The sequence below is a fragment of the Xanthomonas sp. 60 genome, from assembly GCF_011761925.1.
On sequence record NZ_JAASQW010000002.1, the window covers coordinates 646437 to 669692 of the forward strand.

Genomic DNA, 23256 nt, shown 5'->3' on the forward strand with positions numbered 1-23256 from the left:
CCGCCATGAGTGCTTTCACAATGCGCGATACCGATGTCGGCCATGCCTGGGATGCACAGGACTATGCGATCGACGCCGGTTTCCGGCCTGCGGTGGGCAGTGCAGTGGTCCGCCTGCTGGACGCCCGCTGCGGGGAGCGGATCCTGGACCTGGGCTGTGGCGACGGCGTTCTGGGCACGGAGCTGGCCCTGGGCGGGGCGCAGGTCACCGGTATCGATGTGTCGCCGGCGATGGTGGTGGCTGCCCGTGCCCGCGGTCTGGATGCACAGCTCATGGACGGCCACGCGCTGGCCTTCGATGGCATGTTCGATGCGGTCTTCAGCAACGCTGCGCTGCATTGGATGCAGGAACCGGACCGCGTGCTGGCCGGGGTGCGGCGCGCGCTGAAGCCGGGCGGCCGCTTCGTCGCCGAGTTTGGTGCGGAGGGTCACATGGCCACGCTGATCGGTGCGGTGCAGTCGGCACGGGTGTCACATGGGCAGGGCGAAAGTCCGTTTGGGTGGTACTTCCCGAGCGCGGCGGCCTATACCGATCGGCTGCGCCAGCATGGCTTCCACGTGCAGTACATCGAGACCGTGCAGTGCCCGGCACTGTTGCCCGCTGGCGTTGCGGGCTGGCTCGCGGGTGCCGGTGCCCCGCTGCTGGCCGACCTCGACGCCACGGCCGCAGAGCGCGTCCGTGCAGCCACCCGTGCGCTGCTCGAACCTGCCGCCACCGGCGGGCCGGACTGTGGCCACGACGTGCGGCTGCGCCTGCTCGCCCGCCGCCGCTGACCCTTGACCTGCCACGGTTTCTCTTCAACCTTCATCCACGCACCTTTCCGCCAGGCCTCTGCATGACCTCCGTACCCAGCACCCTGTATGACAAGTTGTGGGACGCCCACACGGTCGTTCCTGAAACGGACAGCGCGCCCGCCGTGCTGTACATCGACCTGCACCTGATCCATGAAGTCACCTCGCCGCAGGCCTTCACCGAGCTCCGCGAACGCGGCCTGCCGCCACGCCGCCCGGACCGGACCAAGGGCACGATGGACCATTCCACCCCGACATTGCCGAGGAGCGCCGACGGCTCGCTGCCGTACGCCAGTGCCGCGTCCGAGGCGCAGGTCGCCCTGCTCGCCCGCAACTGCGCCGAGCACGGCATCGAGCTGTTCGACATGGACTCCCGCGACCGCGGCATCGTGCATGTCATCGCGCCGGAACAGGGCTTCACCCTGCCCGGCATGACCATCGTGTGTGGTGACAGCCATACCTCCACGCACGGCGCCTTCGGCGCGCTGGCATTCGGCATCGGCACCAGCGAGGTGGGCCACGTGCTGGCCACGCAGTGCCTGCTGCAACGCAAGGCCAGGACCATGGCGATCACGGTGGAGGGCGAACTGCCGCCCGGCGTGGGTGCCAAGGACGTGGTACTGCACATCATCGGCGTGATCGGGGTGAACGGCGGCACCGGGCACGTGCTGGAGTTCCGTGGCAGCACCATCGAAGCGATGGACATGGAGCAGCGCATGACCCTGTGCAACATGTCGATCGAGGCGGGTGCCCGGGCCGGCATGATCGCCCCCGACCAGGTCACCTTCGACTGGGTGGCCGCCACCCCGCGCGGGCCGAAGGGCGCTGCGCTGGAGGCGGCCGTGGCCCGCTGGACGCAGCTGCGCAGCGACCCGGGCGCGCGTTTCGATGCGGAAGTCCACATCGATGCCACCACGATCCGCCCGACCCTGACCTGGGGCACGCATCCGGGGACCGCGATCGCCGTCGACGCGCCCATTCCCACCGCGCACGATGGCGCTGCGCAGAAGGGACTGGATTACATGCAGTTCCACGCCGGCGACACCCTGCGTGGCACGCCGGTGGACGTGGTCTTCGTCGGCTCCTGCACCAACGGCCGCCTCAGCGACATGCGCGAGGTGGCGCAGGTGCTGCGCGGTCGCAAGGTGGATGCGGGCGTACGCATGCTGGTGGTACCCGGCTCGGAGATCGTCAAGCGCCAGGCCGAGGCGGAAGGGATCGATGCCATCGTGCGCGCGGCCGGCGCCGAATGGCGCGAGCCGGGCTGTTCGATGTGCATCGCCATGAACGGTGATCTGGTCGCGCCGGGACAGCTGGCGGTGAGCACCAGCAACCGCAACTTCGAGGGCCGCCAGGGTCCCGGCTCGCGGACGCTGCTGGCCTCGCCGATGACGGCCGCGTGGGCGGCGGTCAATGGTCGTGTGGCTGATACCCGCGACCTGTTCGCACAGGCGGTGGCCTGATGAGCGGCCTGCGCACCCTGACCTCGGCCAGCGTGGTGCTGCGCCAGAGCAACATCGACACCGACCAGATCATCCCTGCCCGCTTCCTGTCCACGACCGAGCGTGCCGGGTTGGGCCGGCATGCCTTCAATGACTGGCGCTGGCAGGCCGACGGCTCGCCCGTGGCCGGCTTCCCCTTCAACCAGGCGCACAATGACGGGCGCCGCATCCTGCTGGCCGGGCGCAACTTCGGCTGTGGCTCCTCGCGCGAACATGCGCCGTGGGCCCTGGCCGACCTGGGCCTGCGCGCGATCATCTCCAGCGAGATCGCCGACATCTTCCGTGGCAACGCGCTGAAGAACGGCCTGCTGCCCATCGTACTGGACGAGGCTGACGTGCAGGCCCTGATGGCGCGGCCGGACGATGAACTGACCATCGACGTCGCCGCACGCGAACTGCGCACGCCCGACGGCCGCGCCTACGTGTTCCCGCTGGACGGGTTCTCGCAGACCTGCCTGCTCGAAGGCGTGGACCAGCTGGGGTACCTGCTGGCCCGCGTCCCTGAAATCGAACGCCATGAGAGTGAACATGCACGCTGAAATCGTTGTCCTGCCCGGTGATGGCATCGGCCCGGAAGTCGCCGCCGCCGCCGTCGCCGTCCTGGAGGCCGTGGCCTCCCGCTTCAGCCATTCCTTCGCTTTCAGCGAGCACGACATCGGTGGCATCGCCATCGACCGCCACGGCGAGCCGCTGCCCGCCTCCACGCTGTCGGCCTGCCAGGCCGCCGATGCGGTGCTGCTGGGGGCGGTGGGCGGGCCGAAGTGGTCCGATCCGAACGCGAAGGTGCGCCCCGAGCAGGGCCTGCTGGCGATCCGCCGCGCCCTGGGCCTCTATGCGAACCTGCGCCCGGTGCGCACGCACGCGGCGGCGCTGGAGGCCTCGCCCATCAAGGCCGAACTGCTGCGGGGCGTTGACTTCGTGGTGGTGCGCGAGCTCACCGGCGGCATCTACTTCGGCGCGAAAACGCGCACCGACGACGCCGCCAGCGATCTGTGCAGCTACAGCGTGGGGGAAATCGAACGCGTGCTGCGCAGCGCCTTCGAGCTGGCGCGCACGCGCCGGGGCAAGGTCACCTCGGTGGACAAGGCCAACGTACTGGAAACCTCCCGCCTGTGGCGCGAGGTGGCCACACGCATCGGGCGCGAGGAGTTTCCCGAGATCGCGCTGGAACACCAGCTCGTCGATTCGATGGCGATGCACCTGCTGGCCAAGCCGCGCGAGTACGACGTGATCGTGACCGAGAACATGTTCGGCGACATCCTGACCGATGAGGCATCGATGCTGGCCGGCTCGCTGGGCCTGCTGCCTTCGGCCTCCCTGGGCGCACCGGGTACGGTTGGCATCTACGAACCGATCCATGGCTCGGCACCGGACATCGCCGGCCAGGGCATCGCCAATCCGTATGCCACGATCTTCAGCGTGGCGATGCTGCTGCGGCATTCGCTCGGCCTGGAAGAAGAAGCCACGGCGGTGGAAGCGGCCGTGCACGCCGCGCTGGACGCTGGCATCTTCACCGCAGACCTCGCCCCCAAGGGCGCAGCGGCAAGCACGCGACAGGCCACCGACGCTGTGCTGGCCTACCTCGACGCCTGATCCACACGGGGCCTGCGCTCTTTCTTTTCGCGTCAGTGCAGGGACCCTGAACCCGTCCGGATCCGGACGGGTCACGGCAGCTCACCAATCCCCTCCGTGCGAGGGGCTCAGCCGTTGGCCGGCCCCTCCCGCTTGACCCGGAACCACGCCGCATACAGGGCCGGCAGGAACACCAGCGTCAGCACCGTGCCCACGATCAGGCCACCCATGATCGAAATCGCCATCGAGCCATAGAACGCGCTGCGCGAGAGCGGGATCATCGCCAGCACCGCCGCCAGCGCCGTCAGCACGATCGGCCGGAACCGGCGCACCGTCGCATCCAGGATCGCATCCCAGCGGTCATGCCCGGCGTCGATATCCTGCTGGATCTGATCGATCAGGATCACCGAATTGCGCATGATCATGCCGGCCAGCGCGATGGTCCCGAGCAGCGCGACGAAGCCGAACGGCGCGCGGAACAGCAGCAGGAACAGCACTGCCCCGATGATGCCCAGCGGCGCGGTCACCAGCACCATCGCCGCACGCGAGAAGCTGCGCAGCTGGAGCATCAGCAGGGTGGCCACCACCACCAGGAACAGCGGCATGCCGGCAGCGATGGAATCCTGCCCGCGGGCCGAATCCTCCACCGTGCCACCGGTCTCCAGCAGGTAACCGCTCGGCAGCTGCGCACGAACCCCGGCAAGGGTCGGCTCGATCTGTTTGACCACATCCAGAGGCTGCATGCCGTCACTGATGTCGGCACGCACGGTCACGGTGGGCAGGCGGTCGCGATGCCAGATGATGCCGTCCTCAAAGCCGTACTCCAGCGTCGCCACCTGGGACAGGCTGACCGTGTCACCGGCCGCGGTGACCATGGTCAGGCTGGACAGCAGCTCCAGATTGTCGCGCTCCTGTGCCGGCCCGCGCACCACGATCTCGATCAGCCGGTTGCCTTCACGGTAGACATCGACGGTCTGTCCAGCCAGCGAACCGGTCAGGAACTGGCTGATGTCGGTACTGCTCACCCCCAACGCCCGCGCACGGTCCTGGTCGATCACCAGGCGCACGGCCTTGGTGGGCTCGCTCCAATCCAGGTTGACGTTGGTGGTGTGCGTGTTGGCGCGTACCTTTGCTTCCACCTGGCGCGCCAGCGCCTGCACCTGTGGCACATCCTCGCCGGAAATGCGGAACTGCACCGGGTACCCGACCGGCGGCCCGTTCTCCAGACGGGTCACGCGCATCTGCACGTCCGGGAACGCCGGCACCACCTCACGCTGCAGCCACGTGCGCACGCTTTCCCGCGCCTGCGTGTCGTTGGCCAGGACCACGAACTGGGCGAAGTTGGTCGCCGGCAACTGCTGGTCCAGCGGCAGGTAGAAGCGGGGCGAGCCCGTGCCGACATAGGCCACGTAGTTGCGGATGCCCGCATGGCCTTCGAGCAGCGCCTCCAGCTTGTGCACCTGCTGCGCGGTGGCCCTGAGCGAAGCGCCTTCGGCCAGTTCGATGTCCACCATGAGCTCGGGCCGGGTGGAATCGGGGAAGAACTGCTGCGGCACGAACCGGAACAGCACCAGTGAACCGACGAACAGCAGCGCGGTCGCCGCGATCACCCATCCGCGGTGCTGCAGGCAGCGATCGAGGAAACGCCGGAACCGCACATAGAACGGGCGCTGGTAGGGATCATGATCGTGCCCGTGGCCGGGCGGTGCGATCACACTGGCCAGTGCGGGATAACGGTCCGCCCAGGCCTGGCGGCGTGCATGCCAGCGCCCGAGCAGGCTGTCCGGCCCGGGCGGCCTGCGCTCATGCAGGTCCGGCAGCATCTTGTCGCCGAGATAGGGAATGAACAGCACCGCCGCGATCCATGACACCACCAGCGCGATGGTGACGACCTGGAACAATGAGCGGGTGTATTCGCCCGTGCTGGAGGCGGCGGTGGCGATCGGCAGGAAGCCGGCGGCCGTGATCAGGGTTCCGGTGAGCATGGGGAAGGCCGTGGAGGTCCACGCGAAACTGGCCGCGCGCAGGCGATCGAACCCCTGCTCCATCTTGGTGGCCATCATCTCCACGGCGATGATCGCATCGTCCACCAGCAGTCCCAGTGCCAGGACCAGCGCGCCCAGCGAAATCTTGTGCAGGCCGATGCCGAAGTAATGCATGACCAGGAAGGTCATCGCCAGCACCAGCGGAATCGTCACCCCCACCACCAGCCCGGTGCGCAGACCCAGCGAGAAGAAGCTCACCAGCAGCACGATCACCACCGCTTCGGTCAGCACCTGCACGAACTCGCCCACCGATTCGCGCACGGCTTCAGGCTGGTCGGACACCTTGCGCAGGGTCATGCCGGCCGGCAGCGTCTTCTGCAGGCGCGCGAACTCGCTGTCCAGGTGCGCGCCCAGTGCGAGGATGTCACCGCCGTCCTTCATCGCCACCGCCAGGCCGATCGCTTCCTCGCCCATGAAGCGCATCTTCGGTGAGGCCGGATCGGCGAAGCCGCGGCTGACCGTGGCCACGTCGCCCAGGCGCATGCTGCGGTCACCCACGCGGATCGGCAGCGCGCGGATCTGTTCCAGGTCGGTCAGCTGTCCGGTCACCCGCAGCTGCACGCGGTCGGTCGCCGTTTCCATGAAGGTGTTGGCACTGACCGCGTTCTGGTCCTGCAGGGCCTTGATCACCTGTGGGCCCAGATCGCCCAGCGTGGCGCGCCGGCTGTTGTCGAACTCCACCCAGATCTTCTCGTCCTGCAGCCCGATGAGATCGACCTTGCCCACATCGGGCACGCGCTGCAGTTGCAGCTGGATGCGATCGGCGTAATCGCGCATCACGGCGTAGTCGAAACCCTTGCCGGTCAGTGCATAAAGGTTGCCGAAGGTATCGCCGAACTCATCGTTGAAGAAGGGACCGACGATCTCGCGCGGCAACGTGGCGCGGACATCGCCCGTACGCTTGCGGATCTGGTACCACAGCGCGGGAATCTGGCCGGCGCGCAGGTCATCGCGCGCCATGAAGATGATCTGCGACTCGCCCGGGCGCGAATACGAGCGGATGAACTCGAACTCGCCGGTGTTCATCAACGCCTTTTCCAGCGGTTCGGTGACCTGGCGCGAGACCTGCTCGGCCGTTGCCCCCGGCCACAGCGTGCGCACGACCATCGCCTTGAACGTGAACGGCGGATCTTCCGACTGGCCCAGGTGCTTGTAGGACCAGGCACCGATCAGCGCGAACGCGAGCATGGCAAACAGCACGAGCGGACGATTGGCCAGCGCCCACTCGGAAAGGTTGAAACGGCGCATGGCTCAGTCCTTCCGGGCCGGCGCAGCCGGCGTCTTCGATGCCGCCGGTGCGGTGAACACCGGTCGATTCCCGCGGTCGACGGCGGTGACGGCCTGCCCTTCGCGCAGCAGGTGTCCACCGGCCGCTACCACCCAGTCAGCTTCGCGCACGCCCGCCAGCACCGGCACGCTGTCGCTGCCGTAGGCACCGGTGGTCACCGCGACGGCCTTGACCGCGTGCGTGGCCGGGTCCACCACCCAGACACTGGCGCGGCCCTGCGCATCCCGCTGCAGGGCGGCCAGCGGCAGCTGCAGGGTGCCCGCGCGCCCGGCGCGGCTGTACACCCGCGCGCTCTGCCCGAGCGTGACATCGTCCAGCACCGCCTCGTCCAGGCTGACCCGCGCGGGATAGGTGCGTGTCTGCGGATCGGCTGCCGCGGCAATCTCGCGCAGCGTGCCCGGCAGGCGCGTGCCGGGGCGGGTCCAGAGTTCCACTTCCACGCGCTGGCCGACCGCGTAGTCGGCGAGCGTGCTTTCCGGCAGCGCGATCGCCACCTCGCGGGCGCCGTCGGCGGCCAGGTTGAAGATGGTCTGGCCCGCGGCCACCACCTGCCCGGCCTCGGCCTCGCGGCTGGCGATCACGCCATCGACCGGCGCGCGCAGCTGCGCATAGCCGGACTGGTTGCGCAGCACATCGCTGTTGGCGCGTGCCGCATTGACCTGGCCCTGCGCCGCCTTGAACGCCGCTGCCTGCTGGTCGAGCGCCGAGCGGCTCACCAGCTGCTGGGCGGCCAGCGCCTGGAAGCGCTTGAGGTCATCGCGGGTGCGCACCAGTTCGGCTTCCGAGGCCGCCAACTGTTCCTGCGAAGCGCGCGCCTGCAGCGCGAAATCCGCCGCATCCAGTTCGGCCAGCACCTGCCCCTTGCGCACGCGCTGCCCGGCATCGACCTCACGCCGCAGCAGGTTGCCCCCCACGCGGAACGAAAGCGGGCTTTCCTGCCGCGCGCGGATCTCGCCGGGGAACACCGCCGGTGCCTGCCCCGGGACGTCGCCGGGATGCACAACCAGCACGGGTACGGCGGCGGGCGGCGCCGCCTGTTCGCCCGAACACGCGGCCAGCGTGGCCAGCCCGAGTGCAATTCCCATCCAGCGCACGATCTTCATCGTTCAACATCCTGATAACACGGCAGTGAGGTGGCGAAAGGCGCCGGATCCGGACGCCCGTTTAGTAAACTGGCCGGTATAGTATAAATATCGAACCGGTTGGTCTAGTATTGTCGTCTATGTCCCCATCTCCCGCTAAAACCGCGCTGCGGTCTGCCGGCAAAGTGGCCGGCCCTGGACGCCCCAAGGATCTCGGCAAGCGTGCCGCCATCCTCGAAGCGGCCAAGGCCCTGTTCGTCGAGCAGGGCTATACGGGCGTGAGCATGGACAGCATCGCCGCGCAGGCTGGCGTGTCCAAGCTGACCGTGTACAGCCACTTCGGTGACAAGGAAACGCTGTTCACCGAGGCGGTGAAGTCGCGCTGCGAGGAAATGCTGCCTGCCACCCTGTTCGTCCCCAACGTGGACGGACCGCTGCGCGAGCAGCTGCACGGCATCGGCCAGGCGTTTTTCGATCTGATCACCTCTGATGAGGCCGTCTCGATCCAGCGCGTGATGATGGCTCCGGAGACCGATGATCGGCTGCGCGAGATGTTCTGGCAGGCCGGTCCGCAGCGCACCAATGCGGCCCTGGCCGATTTCCTGCGCTCGCGTGCCGAATGCGGCGAGCTGGACATCACCGACTTCGATACCGCAGCGGTGCAGTTCCTGACCCTGGTGAAAGGCGAGCTGCTCACGCATATGATGTGCGGGCTGCGCCCTGCGGCCCTGGGCTGCGACGTGCGCACCCACGTGGCCGCCAGCGTGGACTTCTTCCTGCGTGCCTACGCCGCCCGGCCAGCCGGCGGTGGCGGCACCTGAAACCTGAACAAGCCGGAGGTCGCGATGACTTCCGGCACTGCGCCCGCTGCGCCCCGGATTACATGCTCTGGGCGCGCCGCCGGGCTTCTGGACCGGTAAAATGGCCGGCCTACTGCGCTGGATTGGAACCTCATGACGATTGACTACGCACACGCCCGTGAACTGATGGTGGAACAGCAGATCCGTCCCTGGGACGTGCTGGACATCAAGGTGCTCGACGTCCTGGCCCGACTGCCGCGCGAAGCGTTCGTCAGCGAAGCCCACCGCGTGCTCGCCTATACGGACATCGAACTGCCGCTCAGCGGCGGCCAGAAGATGATGAAGCCGGTGGTGGAAGGCCGCACCCTGCAGGCACTGGACCTGCAGCCGGGTGATGAAGTGCTGGAGATCGGCACGGGCAGCGGGTACCTGTCGGCCTGCCTGGCCGCTCTGGCCCGCGACGTGCTGAGCCTGGAGATCGATCCAGCACTCGCCGAGGCCGCACGTGCCCGCCTGGCGTCGACCGGCCTGGGCACCAACGTGCGCGTGGAAACCGCCGATGCGCTGGGCTGGCAGACCGAACGCCGGTTCGATGTGATCTGTGTCACTGGCGCGGTTGACGTGGTGCCGTCACAGTTCGCCTCGTGGCTGCGTCCAGGCGGTCGCCTGTTCGTGATCCAGGGACGCTCGCCGGCGATGGAAGCCCTCCTGATCCAGGCCGACGGCAGCCGTGAGTCGCTGTTCGAAACCGATATCGATTACCTGCGCGGTGCCGCACCGGCCCCCCAGTTCCACCTCTGAGTCCAAGGAAGCCGCAATGATCCGCCGAACCCTCGCCTTTGCGCTGGCCACCGCCCTGCTGCCGTTGTCCGCCCAGGCCGCCGATCTGCTGCAGGTCTATGAAATGGCCCGCAACGGTGACCCGCAGCTTTCAGCTGCCGAGTCCACCCGGCTGTTCGACAGGGAAGGTGCCGTGCAGGCACGCGCCGCACTGCTGCCGCAGATCAACGGTGTCGCATCGCTGAGCCGCTCGCGCACCGAGGCCGATGCATCGCGCAACTCCGGCACGGTCGATTCGCGCCGTCGCCAGTACACCCTCGATGGCAGCCAGACGCTGTTCAACTGGAGCCAGTTCAGCAACCTGCGTGCGCAGCAGGAGCTGAGCAAGGCGGCTGATTTCACGCTGGATTCGGCCAACGACAACCTGATCGTGCGTACCTCCGCAGCCTACTTCAACGTGCTGGTGGCGATCGAATCGCTCAACGCGGCCAAGACCAACGAAGAGGCGGCGAAGAAGCAGTTCGACTTCGCCGACAAGCGCCTGGAGGTCGGCCTGGCGCCGATCACCGACGTCCATGAAGCGCGCGCGCAGTACGACCAGGCGCGTGCCAACACCATCGTTTCGCAGAACACCCTGGCCGATGCCTACCAGGCGCTCACCGAACTGACCGGCCAGCCGGTCACCAACCTGCGTGGCCTGCCGGAAGACTTCCGTCCGGAAGTGCCGGCCAACCGCGGCAACGTGGACCAGCTGGTGCAGGAAGCGGTGGCCCGGAACCCGGCGCTGAAGGCACAGGAACTGCAGGTGGCCGCCTCCGAAGCCAGCGTGCAGGCCGCCCGCGGCGCGCACTACCCGACCCTTTCGCTCGGGGCCAGCGCAGGCAAGAGCGCGACCTGGGGTGACAGCGTCGGCGCCGGTTCGCTCAGCCCGGATGCGCGTACCAACAGCATCGGCCTGACCCTCAACGTGCCGATCTTCGCCGGTGGCGCCACCCAGTCCGGCGTGCGCCAGGCGCTGGCCCAGCGTGACATCGCCCAGGACAGTTACGAGCAGCAGAAGCGCGCGCTGGACCGCAACACCCGCAACGGGTACCAGACACTGGTGGCGGGCATCAGCGAAGTGGAGGCGCGCCGCCTGGCGGTGGTGTCCGCCCAGAGCGCCTACGATGCCTCGCAGGTCGGCCTGGAAGTAGGTACGCGCACGGTGCTGGACGTGATCCAGAACCAGCGCATCCTGTTCTCCGCGCAGCTCGATTACGCCAATGCGCGTTACACCTTCCTGCAGAACCGCCTGCTGCTGAGCCAGGCCGTGGGCGCGCTGGACATCGCCGAACTGCAGGAAATCAACCGGCTGCTGACCGCCAACGCCGGCAACCCGAGCACGACGGTCGGCAACTGATGCCAGCGGGAGCGGGGCCTGTGGCCTCGCTCCCGCCGTGCCTGCCGGGTCAGAACACCATGTTCACCGCGACCTGCGGCGCAACCACCTGGCTGGTGTTGCGTCCGGCAACCGCTATCTGCGCACCGAACAACACCCCCACCTGATCACTGAAGTGGTACTCCACGGCGGGCAGCACCGAGAAACGCCAGCTTGCCGGATCACGGCGGTGCACCTCGGTGCGCTTGCCCGTGGGCCCCTGCGTGCCGTGCACGCTCAGGCCACTCTCACGTTCATGCAGCAGTTCGCCGACCAGCACCCACCGCGGTGACAGGCTGTACTCGGCCGACATCGACGACTCCAGCGCCGTGCCGAGCCGCACCCGTCCGTCAAAGCCCGGGGCGGTTCCGAAACCACTCTGCCCACGCACCCCGGTGGTCGCGCCAGGGATGCGCCATGCGGTGCTGGCACGCGTGCGCAGGTGACCGTCCATGAAGTACGCCTGGCCGTGGAGGCCGATCACCGTGGTGCTTGCGCCATTGCCGCTCGCCACCGAGATGCGCCGTTCTTCCAGGCGGTCATGATGGCCCGTGGTGATGCCCTGCCGGAGCGCGAGCGTCAACGTGGCCTGCGACGGCCCAGTGCCCTGGTGCAGTCCGAACAGCGCCACCAGTCCGGTATCGCCCACATCGAAGGCGCGGTTGTTGTGGGCATCGCGGTTGTAGTACGCGTTCAGCGTGGCCCCCAGGGTGACCCGCTCATGCACGCCGTAGTTGATCGGCACGACCACGCGCCACTGGTCCGGTGCGCGGGTGCGATGGCGGTTGCCATCATTGTCCCAGCTACGGCTGGCGTGGCTGTTGATCAGGTAAGGTTCCACCAGCAGCGTCCCCTGCGGCAAGGGCGGCGGGGGCGTGACCAGGGGACCGGTGTAACGCGGACTGCCGCTGCCTTCCGCATGAGCTGCCGGGGCGCCGAGCACAGCGCCGAGGACGACAGCCCCAAGAATGACGGAGCGGGAAAAGCTTCGGGAAAGTGGGTACGTCTGGGTCACGGTTTCTCCTTTCGCGTGGTGGGACGAGCAACCACGCTGCGACCGCACGCGCGGATCAGGAATACGGAAAGTTGCAATCCACGTCCTGCGCTACGGAACGCCCGACCTCCCTGCATCAGAAAGTGATCGTTATCAGCACGTGTCGCAGCCGGCTGTTGCGGTTCGCTTGCAGGCACGTCACTCTGCGCGCCTCTTCATTGCCCCGGAGGCTCCTGCTTGGACAGTCACAGTCGAATCCGCTGCATCTGACCCGGCACGACTCCGACCTCCAGCAGGTCCCGTCCCTCGCCGGGATGGGGCTTCGCCCGGCCGCCTGACGGCCCGGGCAACCTCCACGACTGCAACGCACTCTGCTTCGGTTCCTGCGGGAGTCGCTGGCGCATCCGCTCACCCGGAGATTGCCCATGCGCGCCTGTTATCCCATTGCGTTTCCCCTTGTTGCCGGCCTGATGCCGATGCATGCCCAGGCGGCAGCCAGCCTGCTTGTCGATGACGCGGGCACCACGCCCGAACAGCACTGCCAGCTCGAAACCTGGTACCGCCCACCCGCGCATGGCGCTGAGCTCACGGCCGTGGGCGCGTGTACCCGGCACGGCACCGAATGGTCGTTCGGTGCCTCGTCCCTGCGACACGCCGCCAGCCTACCGTGGTCGCTGGGGCTCAAGCGCACGGTGCTGGGCGCGGACCACGCACCGGTGCAGGTCGCCCTGTCCGCCGGTTGGTCCGATGACCTGCAGCAGGCCGGTGCGCGCGCGCTTTCACTGCAGGTGCCGATGACGGTGCGCCTGCCTGCGGCAGGCCGCCTGCAGCTGCACGGCATGCTGGGCTGGCACCACACAGCCAGAGCGCGTGGGCTGGAACTGGGAGCCGGCGCGGAACTGCAGGCCTCATCGCGCTGGTCCCTGCTGCTGGAGCAGGCACGTGACAGCACGCGTGCCCGGCGCTCCCAGGCCGGCCTGCGCCGCTACCTGCGCAACGACGCGTCGATCGACCTGCTGTTCGGCCGCAACCACCACGACGACGCAGACCGCTGGCTGACGCTGGGTCTGAACCTGCCGCTCGCGCGCTGATCGCACGCGCTCCCTCTGCAATGCATCAACCAAGGATCCATCCATGAACCTCGAAGCCCTGCGCGCCGCCGTCCAGTCGGCCATCAGCTCGCCCGCTACCAGCCGTTTCCCCTCGCTGGCCACGACGGTGCATCCCCACGATCTGGCCGAAGCCATGAGCCACTTCGCCGTCGAGGATGTCGCAAGCGTCCTTCTCCAGATCCACCGGCCCATCCGGGCGGCGCTGTTCGTGCACTTCACCCCTGCGCGCCAGGACGCGGTGCTGCAGGCTTCGTCGCGTGAGGCGCAGCTGGAACTGCTGCGCCACATGCCGGCCGACGACCGTGCCGACCTGTTCAACCGCATGGATCCCCCGTTGCGTCACGCGCTGCTGGCGGCGCTGCGCCACCACGAGCGCGATGACGTGTTGAAGCTCACGGCCTTTCCCGAAGGCACCGTGGGCTCGGTCACCACCTCGGACTTCATCGCCGTCGACGCCGCGATCCACGCCGACGCCGCGCTACGCCACCTGCGCAGTATCGCCCCGTCCAGTGAAGCCCTGTATGTGCTCTACGTGCTCGATGACTGCCGTCGGCTGCGTGGCACGTTGTCGCTGCGTGACCTCGTCGTCGCCGCACCCGATGCACCGTTGTCGGCGCTGCTGCGCGCCGATCCGGTGTTCGTGCGCGCGTCCTGGCCCCGGCAGCAGGCCGCCGAACTCATCCGCCGCTACGACCTGCTTGCGGTGCCGGTGATCGACGGCAACGACCGCATGATCGGCATCGTCACCGTCGACGACGCCATGGACATCGACAAGGAACAGGATGCCAACCAGCTGGCCCGCTTCGGCGGCACGGCCGTGGGCGGTGGGACCGATCTGGACATCGTTCGCACGCCGCTGCGGCGCATGTTCAACGTGCGCGTCTTCTGGCTCGCCGTGCTCACCGGCTTCGGCATCCTGACCAGCACGTTCGTCGCCGCCCAGGAGGAGATCCTGAGCCAGGTGATCGTGCTCGCCGCGTTCATCGCACCGATCGTCGACATGGGCGGCAACACCGGCAGCCAGTCGGCGACGCTGGTGATCCGCAGCATGGCGCTGGGCGAACTCACCGGCACGTGGCGGCACATCCTGTTCGTGATCCGCCGCGAGGTCCCCGTCGCGTTCGGGCTGGGTATCGCCATCGCGCTGCTTGAAGCCGTGCTGGCCTATTTCAGCAAGGGAATCGGCGGTGACATCCTCCTGGTCGTCGGCCTGAGCATGCTGGTGTGCACGGTGCTCGGCGGCATCATCGGGGCCCTGCTGCCGTTCGCCGCACGTCGCATCGGCGCCGATCCGGCCACCCTGTCCTCGCCGCTGATCACCTCGATCATGGACCTGCTTGGTGTGTTCATCTACTTCGGCTTTGCCTGGCTGCTGCTGGCCGACGAACTGCGCGGTGTGGTGGCGTGAGCCTGGTTCACCGGCACCGATTCTGGAAGGAGACGATCCGATGCGGATGATCGAACAGCTGGATGTCATGGCGGCACTGGACACCCTGGCCGGACTGGGCCTGGCCTTCGTGCTGGGCGCGGTGGTCGGCCTGGAACGACAGTACCGGCAACGTACCGCCGGCCTGCGCACGAATGTGCTGGTGGCGGTAGGCGCGGCATTGTTCGTGGACATCGCCCTGCGCTACCACGGCGACCACGGGGGCACGCCCAGCCCCCTGCACGTGGTGGCCTATGTCGTCTCCGGCGTTGGCTTCCTCGGCGCTGGCGTGATCATGCGCGAGGAAGGCAACGTGCGCGGGCTCAACACCGCGGCCACCCTGTGGGGCTCGGCCGCGATCGGCGTGGCCTCCGGGCTGGGGCTGCTCACCGAGGCGGTGCTGGGCACGATGTTCGTGCTCTGCGCCAATACGCTGCTGCGGCCGGTGGCCAATGCCATCAACCGCCGCCCGCTGGACATGCAGCAGGTGGAGATGACCCACACGGTCTGCGTGATCGTTGGCGCACGGCGACAGGGCGCGGTACTGACGCTGCTGGAAGAGGCGCTGGAAGCGTGCAGTCATCCAGCCATGCACCTGGATGTGCGGGCGTTCGGCGAACACGATGTGGAAATCGAAGCCACGCTGGCGGCCACGTGCGTGGACGCGGCAGCGCTGGATGGATTGGTCGTGCAGCTGCAGGGCCAGCCACAGGTCCGCCAGGCGTTCTGGAGCGCCAGCGCCACCGAGTGAGCGGTGTCCTGGTGTCCCTGCAGCGAGGCTCAGCGGCCGCTGCTGGCCGGCGCCAGCGGCGGCGGCAGGTGCGGGCCGACCAGTTCGATGGTCCGCTGCAGCGCGCCCCGGCCGTTGCGCACCAGCGCGCAGCCGGTACTGGCCATGTCCTCGCGCGCCTGTTCGTCGGCCAGCAGGTGCTGCAGGTGCTGTCCCACAGCGGCGCTGTCCTCGCCGACCAGCAGCGCGCCGGCCTCCAGCATGCGCCGGGAGATCTCGGCGAAGTTGTGCAGGTACGGCCCGGTCACCGCCGCCGTGCCCATCGCGGCCGGCTCCAGCAGGTTGTGCCCGCCGATCGGCTGCAGGCTGCCGCCGACGAAAGCCACCTGGGCGCAGGCGTAGAAGGACATCAGCTCGCCCAACGTATCGATCACGAACACATCGGTATCCGTGCCGGGCCACTGCTGCATGCGGCGCGTGGCCACCTTCCATCCCTGCTCGCGGGCCAGGTGCTCGACCCGGCCGAAACGTTCCGGATGACGGGGCGCCCACAGCATCAGCAGGCCCGGCTGCGCCTGGCGCAGGCGCCGATGCAGCTCGACGACGGCCTGCTCCTCCCCTTCGTGCGTGCTCGCGGCAATCCACACCGGGCGGCCGGCGGGCACGCCGTCGCGGAAGCGCTGCACGAAGGCCTGCACGTCGGGCGCGCCGATATCGAACTTCAGGTTGCCCAGGGCCTGCACCTGCGTGGCATCCGCACCGAGCTGCACGAAGCGGGCCGCATCGTCCTCCGACTGCGCTGCCACGCAGGTCACCGTGCGCAGCGCGCGCCGGATCAATGGCGCCAGCACGCGGTAGCCACGCAGCGAGCGCGCCGACAGGCGTGCGTTGAGGATGTACACGGGAATCGCGCGGTTGCGGCAGCCGAACAGCATGTTCGGCCACAGCTCGGTTTCCAGGATGAGCGCGAGACTGGGCTGGAAATGGTTGAGGAAACGGCCGACGCTGCCCGGCACGTCGTAGGGCAGGTACACGTGGTCCACCGCATCGCCCCACAGCGAACGCACGCGCTCCGAACCGGTGGGGGTGATGGTGGTGATGACCCAGCGGATATCCGGGCGCTGTGCCCGCAGCGCATTGACCAGCGGGGCGGCGGCATTGACCTCACCCACCGAGACCGCATGCAGCCACACCCGCGGCTGGCAACTGCGCTCGGGATAGGACGCGTAGCGTTCGTCCCAGCGGCGGAAATACTCGCGGACCCTGAAGCCGCGCCAGACCAGGTGGTACACAGTGATCGGCAGCAGGAGGTACAGCGCGACCGAATACAGGCCGCGCAGGATCCATTCAAGAGGGTCTTTACGCATGCCCGCAAGGATACGATGCCGTACCCGGTAAAGACACGCAGGCGGCGCATACGCGGGTCCCGCCCGGCGGGTTGCCGGGCGGGTTGCTAGAATGCCGGCATGTCCGATGCCACGACCGCCCCCCGGCCCTCACTGCGAAATCCCCGCCACTGGCCCACGTTCGCTGCCATGCTGGTGGCCTTTGCCATCGCGCGGCTGCCCTGGGCGCTGCAGCGTGTCCTGGGGCGTGGCGTCGGCTCCCTCGCCTGGCGCTTCGCTGGCAGCCGCAGACGTGCGGCCGAAGTAAACCTGGCGCTGTGCTTCCCCGAGAAGGACGATGCATGGCGGCAGCGCCTGCTGCGCGACAGCTTCGATGCGCTCGGCATCGGCATCTTCGAGTTCGCGCGCGCCTGGTGGGGCAGCATCGATGCGATCCGCCCGCACGTGCACATCGAAGGCCTGGAGCATCTGCAGCGCATGCAGGCGGAGGGTCGCGGCGTGCTGCTGGTGTCCGGGCACTTCATGACGCTGGAGATGTGCGGGCGCCTGCTGTGTGACCACGTCGAGCTCTCGGGCATGTACCGCAGGCATCGCAACCCAGTGTTCGAGTGGGCGGTGAAGTCCGGTCGCCTGCGCTATGCCAAGGCGATGTTCGCCAACGAGGACATCCGCGCGTCGGTGCGCCACCTGAAGAAGGGCGGATTCCTGTGGTACGCGCCGGACCAGGACATGCGGGGCAAGGACACCGTGTTCGTGCCCTTCTTCGGCCACACCGCTGCCACCATCACCGCCACGCACCAGCTCGCGCGCATGACCGGATGCGCGGTGGTTCCGTATTTCCACCGCCGGGTGGGCGGCAGCTATTACCTGAAGATCGGCGAGCCGTTGGCCGACTTCCCGAGCCAGGACGTCGAGGCCGATACCGCGCGGGTGAACCAGGCGATCGAGCAGATGGTGCGTGAGGCCCCCGACCAGTACCTGTGGATCCACCGCCGCTTCAAGCGCCAGCCGGGCGGCCGCAGCGATTACTACCGCGACTGATCCGGAGGCTGGGGCCGCCGGGGACAGCGTGCGCTAGGGAGCGTCTTCGCGGGCCAGCAGGCTGCCGGCGAACAGCGCGGCCAGCAGGACGGTCAACCCGCCCCAGAACGTGGAATGGAAGGCCAGGTGGGTGTTCAGCGGGAACACCGTGACCGCCAGCGCCAGCATGGCCGGACGTGCGCGATCGCGTGCGTTCTGTGGGGCGAACCGCCAGGCACGCCAGGCCTGCGCGAACGCTGCCAGCCAGAGCAGCAAGCCCAGCACGCCGGTCTCAGCGAGGATTTCCAGCACGATCTGATGCGCGTGCAGCGCCGGCCCCGCGCCCCACACGCCCTGCGTGCCGTGCTCCGGATCGCAGGCCGGATAGGCATCGCGGAAGCCGCGCGCGCCCACGCCATTGATCGGGTGCGCCTGGATCATGCAGCCGGCCGCCGCCCAGATCCGGCCCCGGCCGGAGAGCGCCTGGTCCATGCCATCGTCGGTGCCCTGCCAGGCCAGCGCGGTGCGGGCCACGCGTTCCCGCAGCTGCGGTACCGCAGCGGTGAGTGCGGCAGTCCCCAGCGCACCCGCCAGCAGCATGAGCAGCAGCCGCCGCGGGCCGAGCACGCGCCAGCCGCTGTACACCACCACCAGCGCGAAGGTGATCCAGGAAGCACGCGATCCCGCCAGCAGCAACACCCCTCCGACGGCCAGCGAGGCCAGCAGCCAGCCCGGGCGCCCGAAGCGTGCCCCCGCCGGCAGCAGCAGGAAGGCCGAAAGACTGGCCAGCACCTGGCCGAACTTGAGGTTGCACGGCCCCAGCGCACCACTCAGGCGATCGGCCAACGCGGCCTCAGCGGCGCTGCACAGCGGCTGTTGGCTCACCAGCTGCTTGAGCTGGTCCAGCGACCAGAACCAGGGGCTGGTGCCCGCCACGGCCTGCACCAGTGCATCGACTGTCCATGCCAGGGTGATGATGCCGAGCCCGCCGAGCGTCAACGCGCGGCGCGCCGGGGTGGCCACGGCAATGGCCACCAGCCACATGAAGGGCAGATAGCGCAGGCCCGCCGCCGTCTTGCTCCAGGCCGCGGACGGGTCCACCGCATCCAGCGCGGAGAAGGCTTGTGGCAGCCAGTAGCCGAGGAAAAGGATGGAGGTCAGGGCCCAGGCGGCCGGGCTCAGCAGGCGCGGCTGCCCCTGCACGCGACGCATCACCATGCGCACTGCCGCATAGATCGCACCGAGCCCGAGCACGCCTTCGGCGATGCCGGGCAATGGCCACAGCGCAACGAACGCCAGCACCCACCACGGGGCCCAGCGGCCGGCGCGGTCATCGGGCACGGGCGATGTCAGGTCAGCCTGCGAGGTCGGCATAGAGACGAAGCGTGTCGCGCTGCATGGCCTGCAGCGTAAACGGGATCCTCCCCGGCAGCGACGGCGGCGAGGCCAGCAAGGCCAGCGCGCGTTCACAGAGCTGCGCCTGGTCATGCAGGGGCACGGCGCCGGACGGCTGCAGCTGGCCCAGCAGTTCGCCCACCCCGCCGTGGTCCCACCCCAGCACGGGGCGTCCGACGGCCAGCGCCTCCACCACCGTGCGCCCGAAAGCTTCCGGCTTGTCGGAAAGCTGCAGCACCAGATCACTGGCGGCGTAGGCCTCGGCGATGCGCGCCGTGGGCGGACTGATATGCAGATGGCTCGCCGGAAGCTGCAACGCGGCCGCCTCGGCCCTCAGTTCGTCCAGGTAGCGCTCACGGCCCGGCTCGTCAGTACCCAGCATCCACAGGTGCGCGGGGACGCCCTCCGCGTGCAGCCGCGCCGCCAGTTGCAGCGCGTGCGTGTGCCCCTTCAGACGCGTCCCGCGGCCGGGCAGCAGCAGTACCGGCCCCTGCGGGTCGGACAGCCACGCATGCTGCCTGGCCAGGGCCAGCCGGGGCCGCAGATCGTTGCGCGCCACGCGCGGGAACTGGGTGACGTCCACGCCGCGCGCAATCACCTGCAGGCGGGCATCTTCCACATCCGGGTAGTGCGCGCGCACGAAGCCACGCACGGTGTTGGACACGCAGATGACACGCTCGCCAGTGGTCATCACCCGGCTGTAGCGGCCTGGCGAATTGAGTCCGTGTACGGTGGTCACCCAGTGCGGGCGGCGGGCGGCCGGCACTGCACGCAGTGCGTGCAGGCCAAGCCAGGCGGGCAGCCGCGAACGTGCATGCACGATATCGGCGCCGACTTCGGCGAACAACCGGCGCAGGGTGGGCACGTGGCGCAGCGTCAGCAGCGATTTCCTGCCGATATCCAGCGTGAGGTGTTCGCCGCCGCTGTCCAGCAGCGGTTGCACGAGGCGGCCGCCGGCCGACACGACCAGTGCACGGTGGCCGGCCGCCACCAGGGCAGCCGCGATTTCCAGCGTGGACCGCTCCACCCCGCCGGAGTGCAGCGCCGGCAGCAACTGCACCACGGTCAGGCGACGCATGGAGGCGTTGGCCCGGTTCAGTCGGCGAGCACGAAGACGGCGCCGCAGTAGGCGCACTGCGCCTCGCCGTTGGGTTCGTCTTCGATGGGCAGGTACACGCGCGGGTGCGAGTTCCACAGCGCCATCTCCGGCGTCGGGCAGCTCAGCGGCAGGTCGCCGCGGTGCACGGTGTAACGCTTTTCGGTATTGGCGGGCGCGGTGGCGGTGTGGCTCATGGCGATGACCAGGGGGCGGAATGCGAGGGAGGTCATTCTAGCAGGCAGCCGCGCTGTGGTTGCCCCCGGTTGGGCGACGGCGGGCCGTGCCGCCTCGGCGCGGGAATCCCCTTGGTGGTCCAAAGGGCGCGCCGGAAGCGGGGATCAGGACGGGCTGCGGGGCAGCCCGCAGCTGCGAAGACGGCTTACGCCTTCTTTTCAGCCTCGAGCTGCTTGCGGATCTGCGCATCCACCGCAGCGATCGCGGTCATGTTGAGGATCCGGCGCGAGGTGGCGCTGGTGGTGAGGATGTGCGCGGGCTTGTTCACACCCATCAGGATCGGACCGATCGCCACACCGTCGGTGAATACGCGCACCAGGTTGTAGGCGATGTTGGCCGCTTCCAGGTTCGGCAGTACGAACAGGTTGGCGCGGCCCTGCAGGGTCGAACCGGGCAGCAGCTTCTGGCGCAGCGCCTCGTCCCACGCCGTATCACCCTGCATTTCACCGTCCACGTTCAGGCGCGGGTTGCGCTTGAGCAGCATCTCGCGGACCTGGCGCATCTTCACCGCGTCCTTCGAATCATGGCTGCCGAAGTTCGAGTGAGAAAGCAGGGCCACGTTCGGTTCGATGCCGAACAGCTTCATGCGGTAGGCCGCCTGCAGCGTGGCTTCCGTCAACTGCTCGGCGGTCGGGTCTTCCTGCACGTGGGTGTCCACGAAGAAGAACACGCCCTGCTGGTTGATGACGCCGGTCATGGCCGAGGTCGAGGTCACCTTCGATTCCAGCGGCAGCACGCTGCGCACGTAGCCGAGCTTCTTGTGGAAGCGGCCGACGATGCCGGTGAGCAGCGCATCGGCCTCCCCGCGCGCCACCATCACCGAAGCGATCAGCGTTGGGCGCGAGCGCATCAGGTTCTTGGCCGCCGCGACCGTCACGCCACGGCGACCGGTCAGCGCGTGGTAGTACTGCCAGTACTCGTTGAAGCGCGGATCGTCGTTGATGTTGGTGACTTCGATGTTCTCACCGATCTTCAGCCGCAGTCCCAGCCGCTCGATGCGCGCTTCGATGACATCGGGACGGCCGATCAGGATCGGGTGCGCCAGGTCCTCGTCCACCACGTTCTGCACGGCCTGCAGCACGACTTCCTCTTCGCCTTCGGCATACACCACGCGCTGCTTGTCACCGCGTGCCCGGTCGTAGACCGGCTTCATCATCAGGCTGGTGCGGTAAACGAACTCGGAAAGCTTCTGGCGGTAAGCCGACATGTCGGTGATCGGACGCTCGGCCACGCCGGAATCCATCGCGGCCTGGGCCACGGCGGCCGACAGTTCCACCAGCAGGCGACGGTCGAACGGACGCGGGATCAGATAATCACGGCCGAAGCTGGGCGCCTCGCCACCGTAGGCCGAGCCCATGTCGGTGGCCGCACGGCGTGCCAGCGCGGCGATCGCGCGCACGCAGGCGATCTTCATCTCCTCGTTGATGGCCGTTGCGCCCACGTCCAGCGCACCACGGAACAGGTACGGGAAGCAGAGCACGTTGTTGATCTGGTTCGGATAATCCGACCGGCCGGTGCCGATGATGGCGTCGGCACGCACCGCGCGCACGTCCTCGGGCATGATTTCCGGCGTGGGGTTGGCCAACGCGAAGATCACCGGATCCGGTGCCATCGTCCTGACCATCTCGGGGGTGAGGATGCCCGGGGCGGACAGCCCGAGGAAGATATCGGCGCCGTCGACGATCTCCGCCAGCGTGCGCTTGTCGGTGTCGCGCGCATAGCGCTGCTTTTCCGGATCAAGATCGGTGCGACCGGTATGGATCACGCCCTCGCGGTCGAAGGCCAGGATGTTTTCCGGCTTCACGCCCAGCTGGACCAGCATGTTCACGCAGGAAATGCCGGCCGCGCCCATGCCCGTGGTCGCCAGCTTCACGTCCTCGATCTTCTTGCCGGTGATCGCCATGGCGTTGAGCACGGCCGCACCGACGATGATCGCCGTGCCGTGCTGATCGTCATGGAACACCGGAATCTTCATGCGCTCGCGCAGCTTGCGCTCCACGATGAAGCACTCCGGTGCCTTGATGTCTTCCAGATTGATGCCACCGAAGGTCGGCTCGAGCGAGGCGATGATGTCCACCAGCTTGTCCGGATCCATCTCGTCAACTTCGATGTCGAACACATCGATGCCGGCGAACTTCTGGAACAGCACGCCCTTGCCTTCCATCACCGGCTTGCCGGCCAGCGGACCGATGTTGCCCAGCCCGAGCACGGCGGTGCCGTTGGAAATGACCGCCACCAGGTTGCCGCGCGCGGTGTAGGCGCTGGCCAGCTGCGGATCGGCCTGGATCTCCTGGCAGGCGTAGGCCACGCCCGGGGAATACGCCAACGACAGGTCACGCTGGGTCAGCATCGGCTTGGTCGCCGTGACCTTGATCTTTCCCGGCGGCGACATGCGGTGGTAATCGAGAGCGGCCTGCTTGAAATCTTCGTTGGACATTCGACTGGGCACATGAATGGGCAAGGGACAGGGGATGATACCCCCGATGGATGGTGCGGACCTGTCGCCGGGCTGTCGCGCGGGTGCTGCGGCGCAGCAGTGGCGGGCCGGACCGCAGGCCGCCACGGCACGCGCGGCGGCGCTCAAACAGGTAGGGCCCACCGTCGCCGATGAGCCCCACCGAAG

The 23256-nt window shown here is 68.3% G+C and carries 19 protein-coding genes; 11 read left to right on the top strand and 8 right to left on the bottom strand.

Translation table 11 applies throughout. The features are described from left to right. Nucleotides 1-5 precede the first annotated feature (5 nt). The 4 genes from FHY09_RS06790 (at nt 6) to leuB (ending at nt 3886) form a co-directional block, all read left to right on the top strand. The gene (locus FHY09_RS06790; protein ID WP_166925437.1) at nt 6-773 is read left to right on the top strand and encodes a class I SAM-dependent methyltransferase; all 768 of its coding nucleotides are present in this window, start codon (nt 6-8) and stop codon (nt 771-773) included. 62 nt (nt 774-835) lie between these two features. Next, nucleotides 836-2254, top strand: coding sequence for a 3-isopropylmalate dehydratase large subunit (leuC, locus tag FHY09_RS06795; protein WP_166925440.1), 1419 nt, complete (start codon nt 836-838; stop codon nt 2252-2254). Further along, nucleotides 2254-2832, top strand: coding sequence for a 3-isopropylmalate dehydratase small subunit (leuD, locus tag FHY09_RS06800; protein WP_166925442.1), 579 nt, complete (start codon nt 2254-2256; stop codon nt 2830-2832). The genes leuC and leuD overlap by 1 nt, the downstream gene beginning before the upstream one ends. Beyond that, on the top strand, nt 2822-3886 hold the full coding sequence (gene leuB, locus FHY09_RS06805) for a 3-isopropylmalate dehydrogenase (RefSeq protein WP_166925445.1): 1065 nt from the start codon (nt 2822-2824) through the stop codon (nt 3884-3886). Before leuD ends, leuB begins: the two co-directional genes overlap by 11 nt. A gap of 107 nt (nt 3887-3993) precedes the next feature. Here leuB and FHY09_RS06810 read toward each other — a convergent pair whose 3' ends face one another. After that, nucleotides 3994-7158 carry an efflux RND transporter permease subunit gene (locus FHY09_RS06810; protein ID WP_166925447.1) on the bottom strand — a complete coding sequence of 1055 codons (3165 nt, stop codon included), beginning with the start codon at nt 7156-7158 and terminating at the stop codon, nt 3994-3996. A gap of 3 nt (nt 7159-7161) precedes the next feature. Beyond that, nucleotides 7162-8301, bottom strand: a complete 1140-nt coding sequence (locus tag FHY09_RS06815) for an efflux RND transporter periplasmic adaptor subunit (RefSeq protein WP_166925449.1) — start codon at nt 8299-8301, stop codon at nt 7162-7164. 119 nt (nt 8302-8420) lie between these two features. Between FHY09_RS06815 and FHY09_RS06820 the strand changes: the two genes are divergently transcribed. From FHY09_RS06820 to FHY09_RS06830, 3 genes are all read left to right on the top strand, one after another. Next, nucleotides 8421-9101, top strand: coding sequence for a TetR/AcrR family transcriptional regulator (locus FHY09_RS06820; protein WP_166925451.1), 681 nt, complete (start codon nt 8421-8423; stop codon nt 9099-9101). A gap of 132 nt (nt 9102-9233) precedes the next feature. Next, nucleotides 9234-9881 carry a protein-L-isoaspartate O-methyltransferase family protein gene (locus tag FHY09_RS06825; protein WP_166925453.1) on the top strand — a complete coding sequence of 216 codons (648 nt, stop codon included), beginning with the start codon at nt 9234-9236 and terminating at the stop codon, nt 9879-9881. Between the two features lie 16 nt (nt 9882-9897). Further along, on the top strand, nt 9898-11259 hold the full coding sequence (locus tag FHY09_RS06830) for a TolC family outer membrane protein (protein WP_166925455.1): 1362 nt from the start codon (nt 9898-9900) through the stop codon (nt 11257-11259). A gap of 49 nt (nt 11260-11308) precedes the next feature. Here FHY09_RS06830 and FHY09_RS06835 read toward each other — a convergent pair whose 3' ends face one another. Beyond that, nucleotides 11309-12292, bottom strand: coding sequence for a hypothetical protein (locus FHY09_RS06835; RefSeq protein WP_166925457.1), 984 nt, complete (start codon nt 12290-12292; stop codon nt 11309-11311). Nucleotides 12293-12696: 404 nt separating this feature from the next. On the opposite strand from FHY09_RS06835, the gene FHY09_RS06840 reads away from it, so the two are divergent. The 3 genes from FHY09_RS06840 to FHY09_RS06850 are packed head-to-tail and all read left to right on the top strand — an operon-like array spanning nt 12697 to nt 15560. After that, nucleotides 12697-13362 (top strand): hypothetical protein, encoded by a 666-nt coding sequence (locus FHY09_RS06840; RefSeq protein WP_166925459.1) that lies wholly within the window; start codon nt 12697-12699, stop codon nt 13360-13362. Nucleotides 13363-13405: 43 nt separating this feature from the next. Continuing rightward, complete coding sequence (gene mgtE, locus FHY09_RS06845) at nt 13406-14791, top strand: magnesium transporter (RefSeq protein ID WP_166925461.1); 1386 nt, start codon at nt 13406-13408, stop codon at nt 14789-14791. A gap of 40 nt (nt 14792-14831) precedes the next feature. After that, on the top strand, nt 14832-15560 hold the full coding sequence (locus FHY09_RS06850) for an MgtC/SapB family protein (RefSeq protein ID WP_166925463.1): 729 nt from the start codon (nt 14832-14834) through the stop codon (nt 15558-15560). A 29-nt stretch (nt 15561-15589) separates the two neighbouring features. On the opposite strand, the gene waaA is transcribed toward FHY09_RS06850, so the two are convergent. After that, nucleotides 15590-16906: a lipid IV(A) 3-deoxy-D-manno-octulosonic acid transferase gene (waaA, locus tag FHY09_RS06855; protein ID WP_166925465.1), complete on the bottom strand. Its 1317-nt coding sequence runs from the start codon at nt 16904-16906 to the stop codon at nt 15590-15592. A gap of 99 nt (nt 16907-17005) precedes the next feature. Here waaA and FHY09_RS06860 point away from each other — a divergent pair, with 99 nt between their 5' ends. After that, nucleotides 17006-17926, top strand: coding sequence for an LpxL/LpxP family Kdo(2)-lipid IV(A) lauroyl/palmitoleoyl acyltransferase (locus tag FHY09_RS06860; RefSeq protein WP_166925467.1), 921 nt, complete (start codon nt 17006-17008; stop codon nt 17924-17926). 33 nt (nt 17927-17959) lie between these two features. Here the strand turns inward: FHY09_RS06860 and FHY09_RS06865 are convergent, their stop codons facing one another. From FHY09_RS06865 to FHY09_RS06880, 4 genes are all read right to left on the bottom strand, one after another. Then, complete coding sequence (locus FHY09_RS06865; RefSeq protein WP_166925469.1) at nt 17960-19279, bottom strand: O-antigen ligase family protein; 1320 nt, start codon at nt 19277-19279, stop codon at nt 17960-17962. Continuing rightward, a complete protein-coding gene (locus FHY09_RS06870; RefSeq protein ID WP_166925471.1) occupies nt 19260-20378 on the bottom strand; it encodes a glycosyltransferase in 1119 nt (372 codons plus the stop codon). The genes FHY09_RS06865 and FHY09_RS06870 overlap by 20 nt, the downstream gene beginning before the upstream one ends. A 17-nt stretch (nt 20379-20395) precedes the next feature. Further along, complete coding sequence (locus tag FHY09_RS06875) at nt 20396-20593, bottom strand: zinc-finger domain-containing protein (protein ID WP_166925547.1); 198 nt, start codon at nt 20591-20593, stop codon at nt 20396-20398. 185 nt (nt 20594-20778) lie between these two features. Then, nucleotides 20779-23070, bottom strand: a complete 2292-nt coding sequence (locus FHY09_RS06880; RefSeq protein ID WP_166925474.1) for an NADP-dependent malic enzyme — start codon at nt 23068-23070, stop codon at nt 20779-20781. Between the last annotated feature and the right edge of the window lie 186 nt (nt 23071-23256).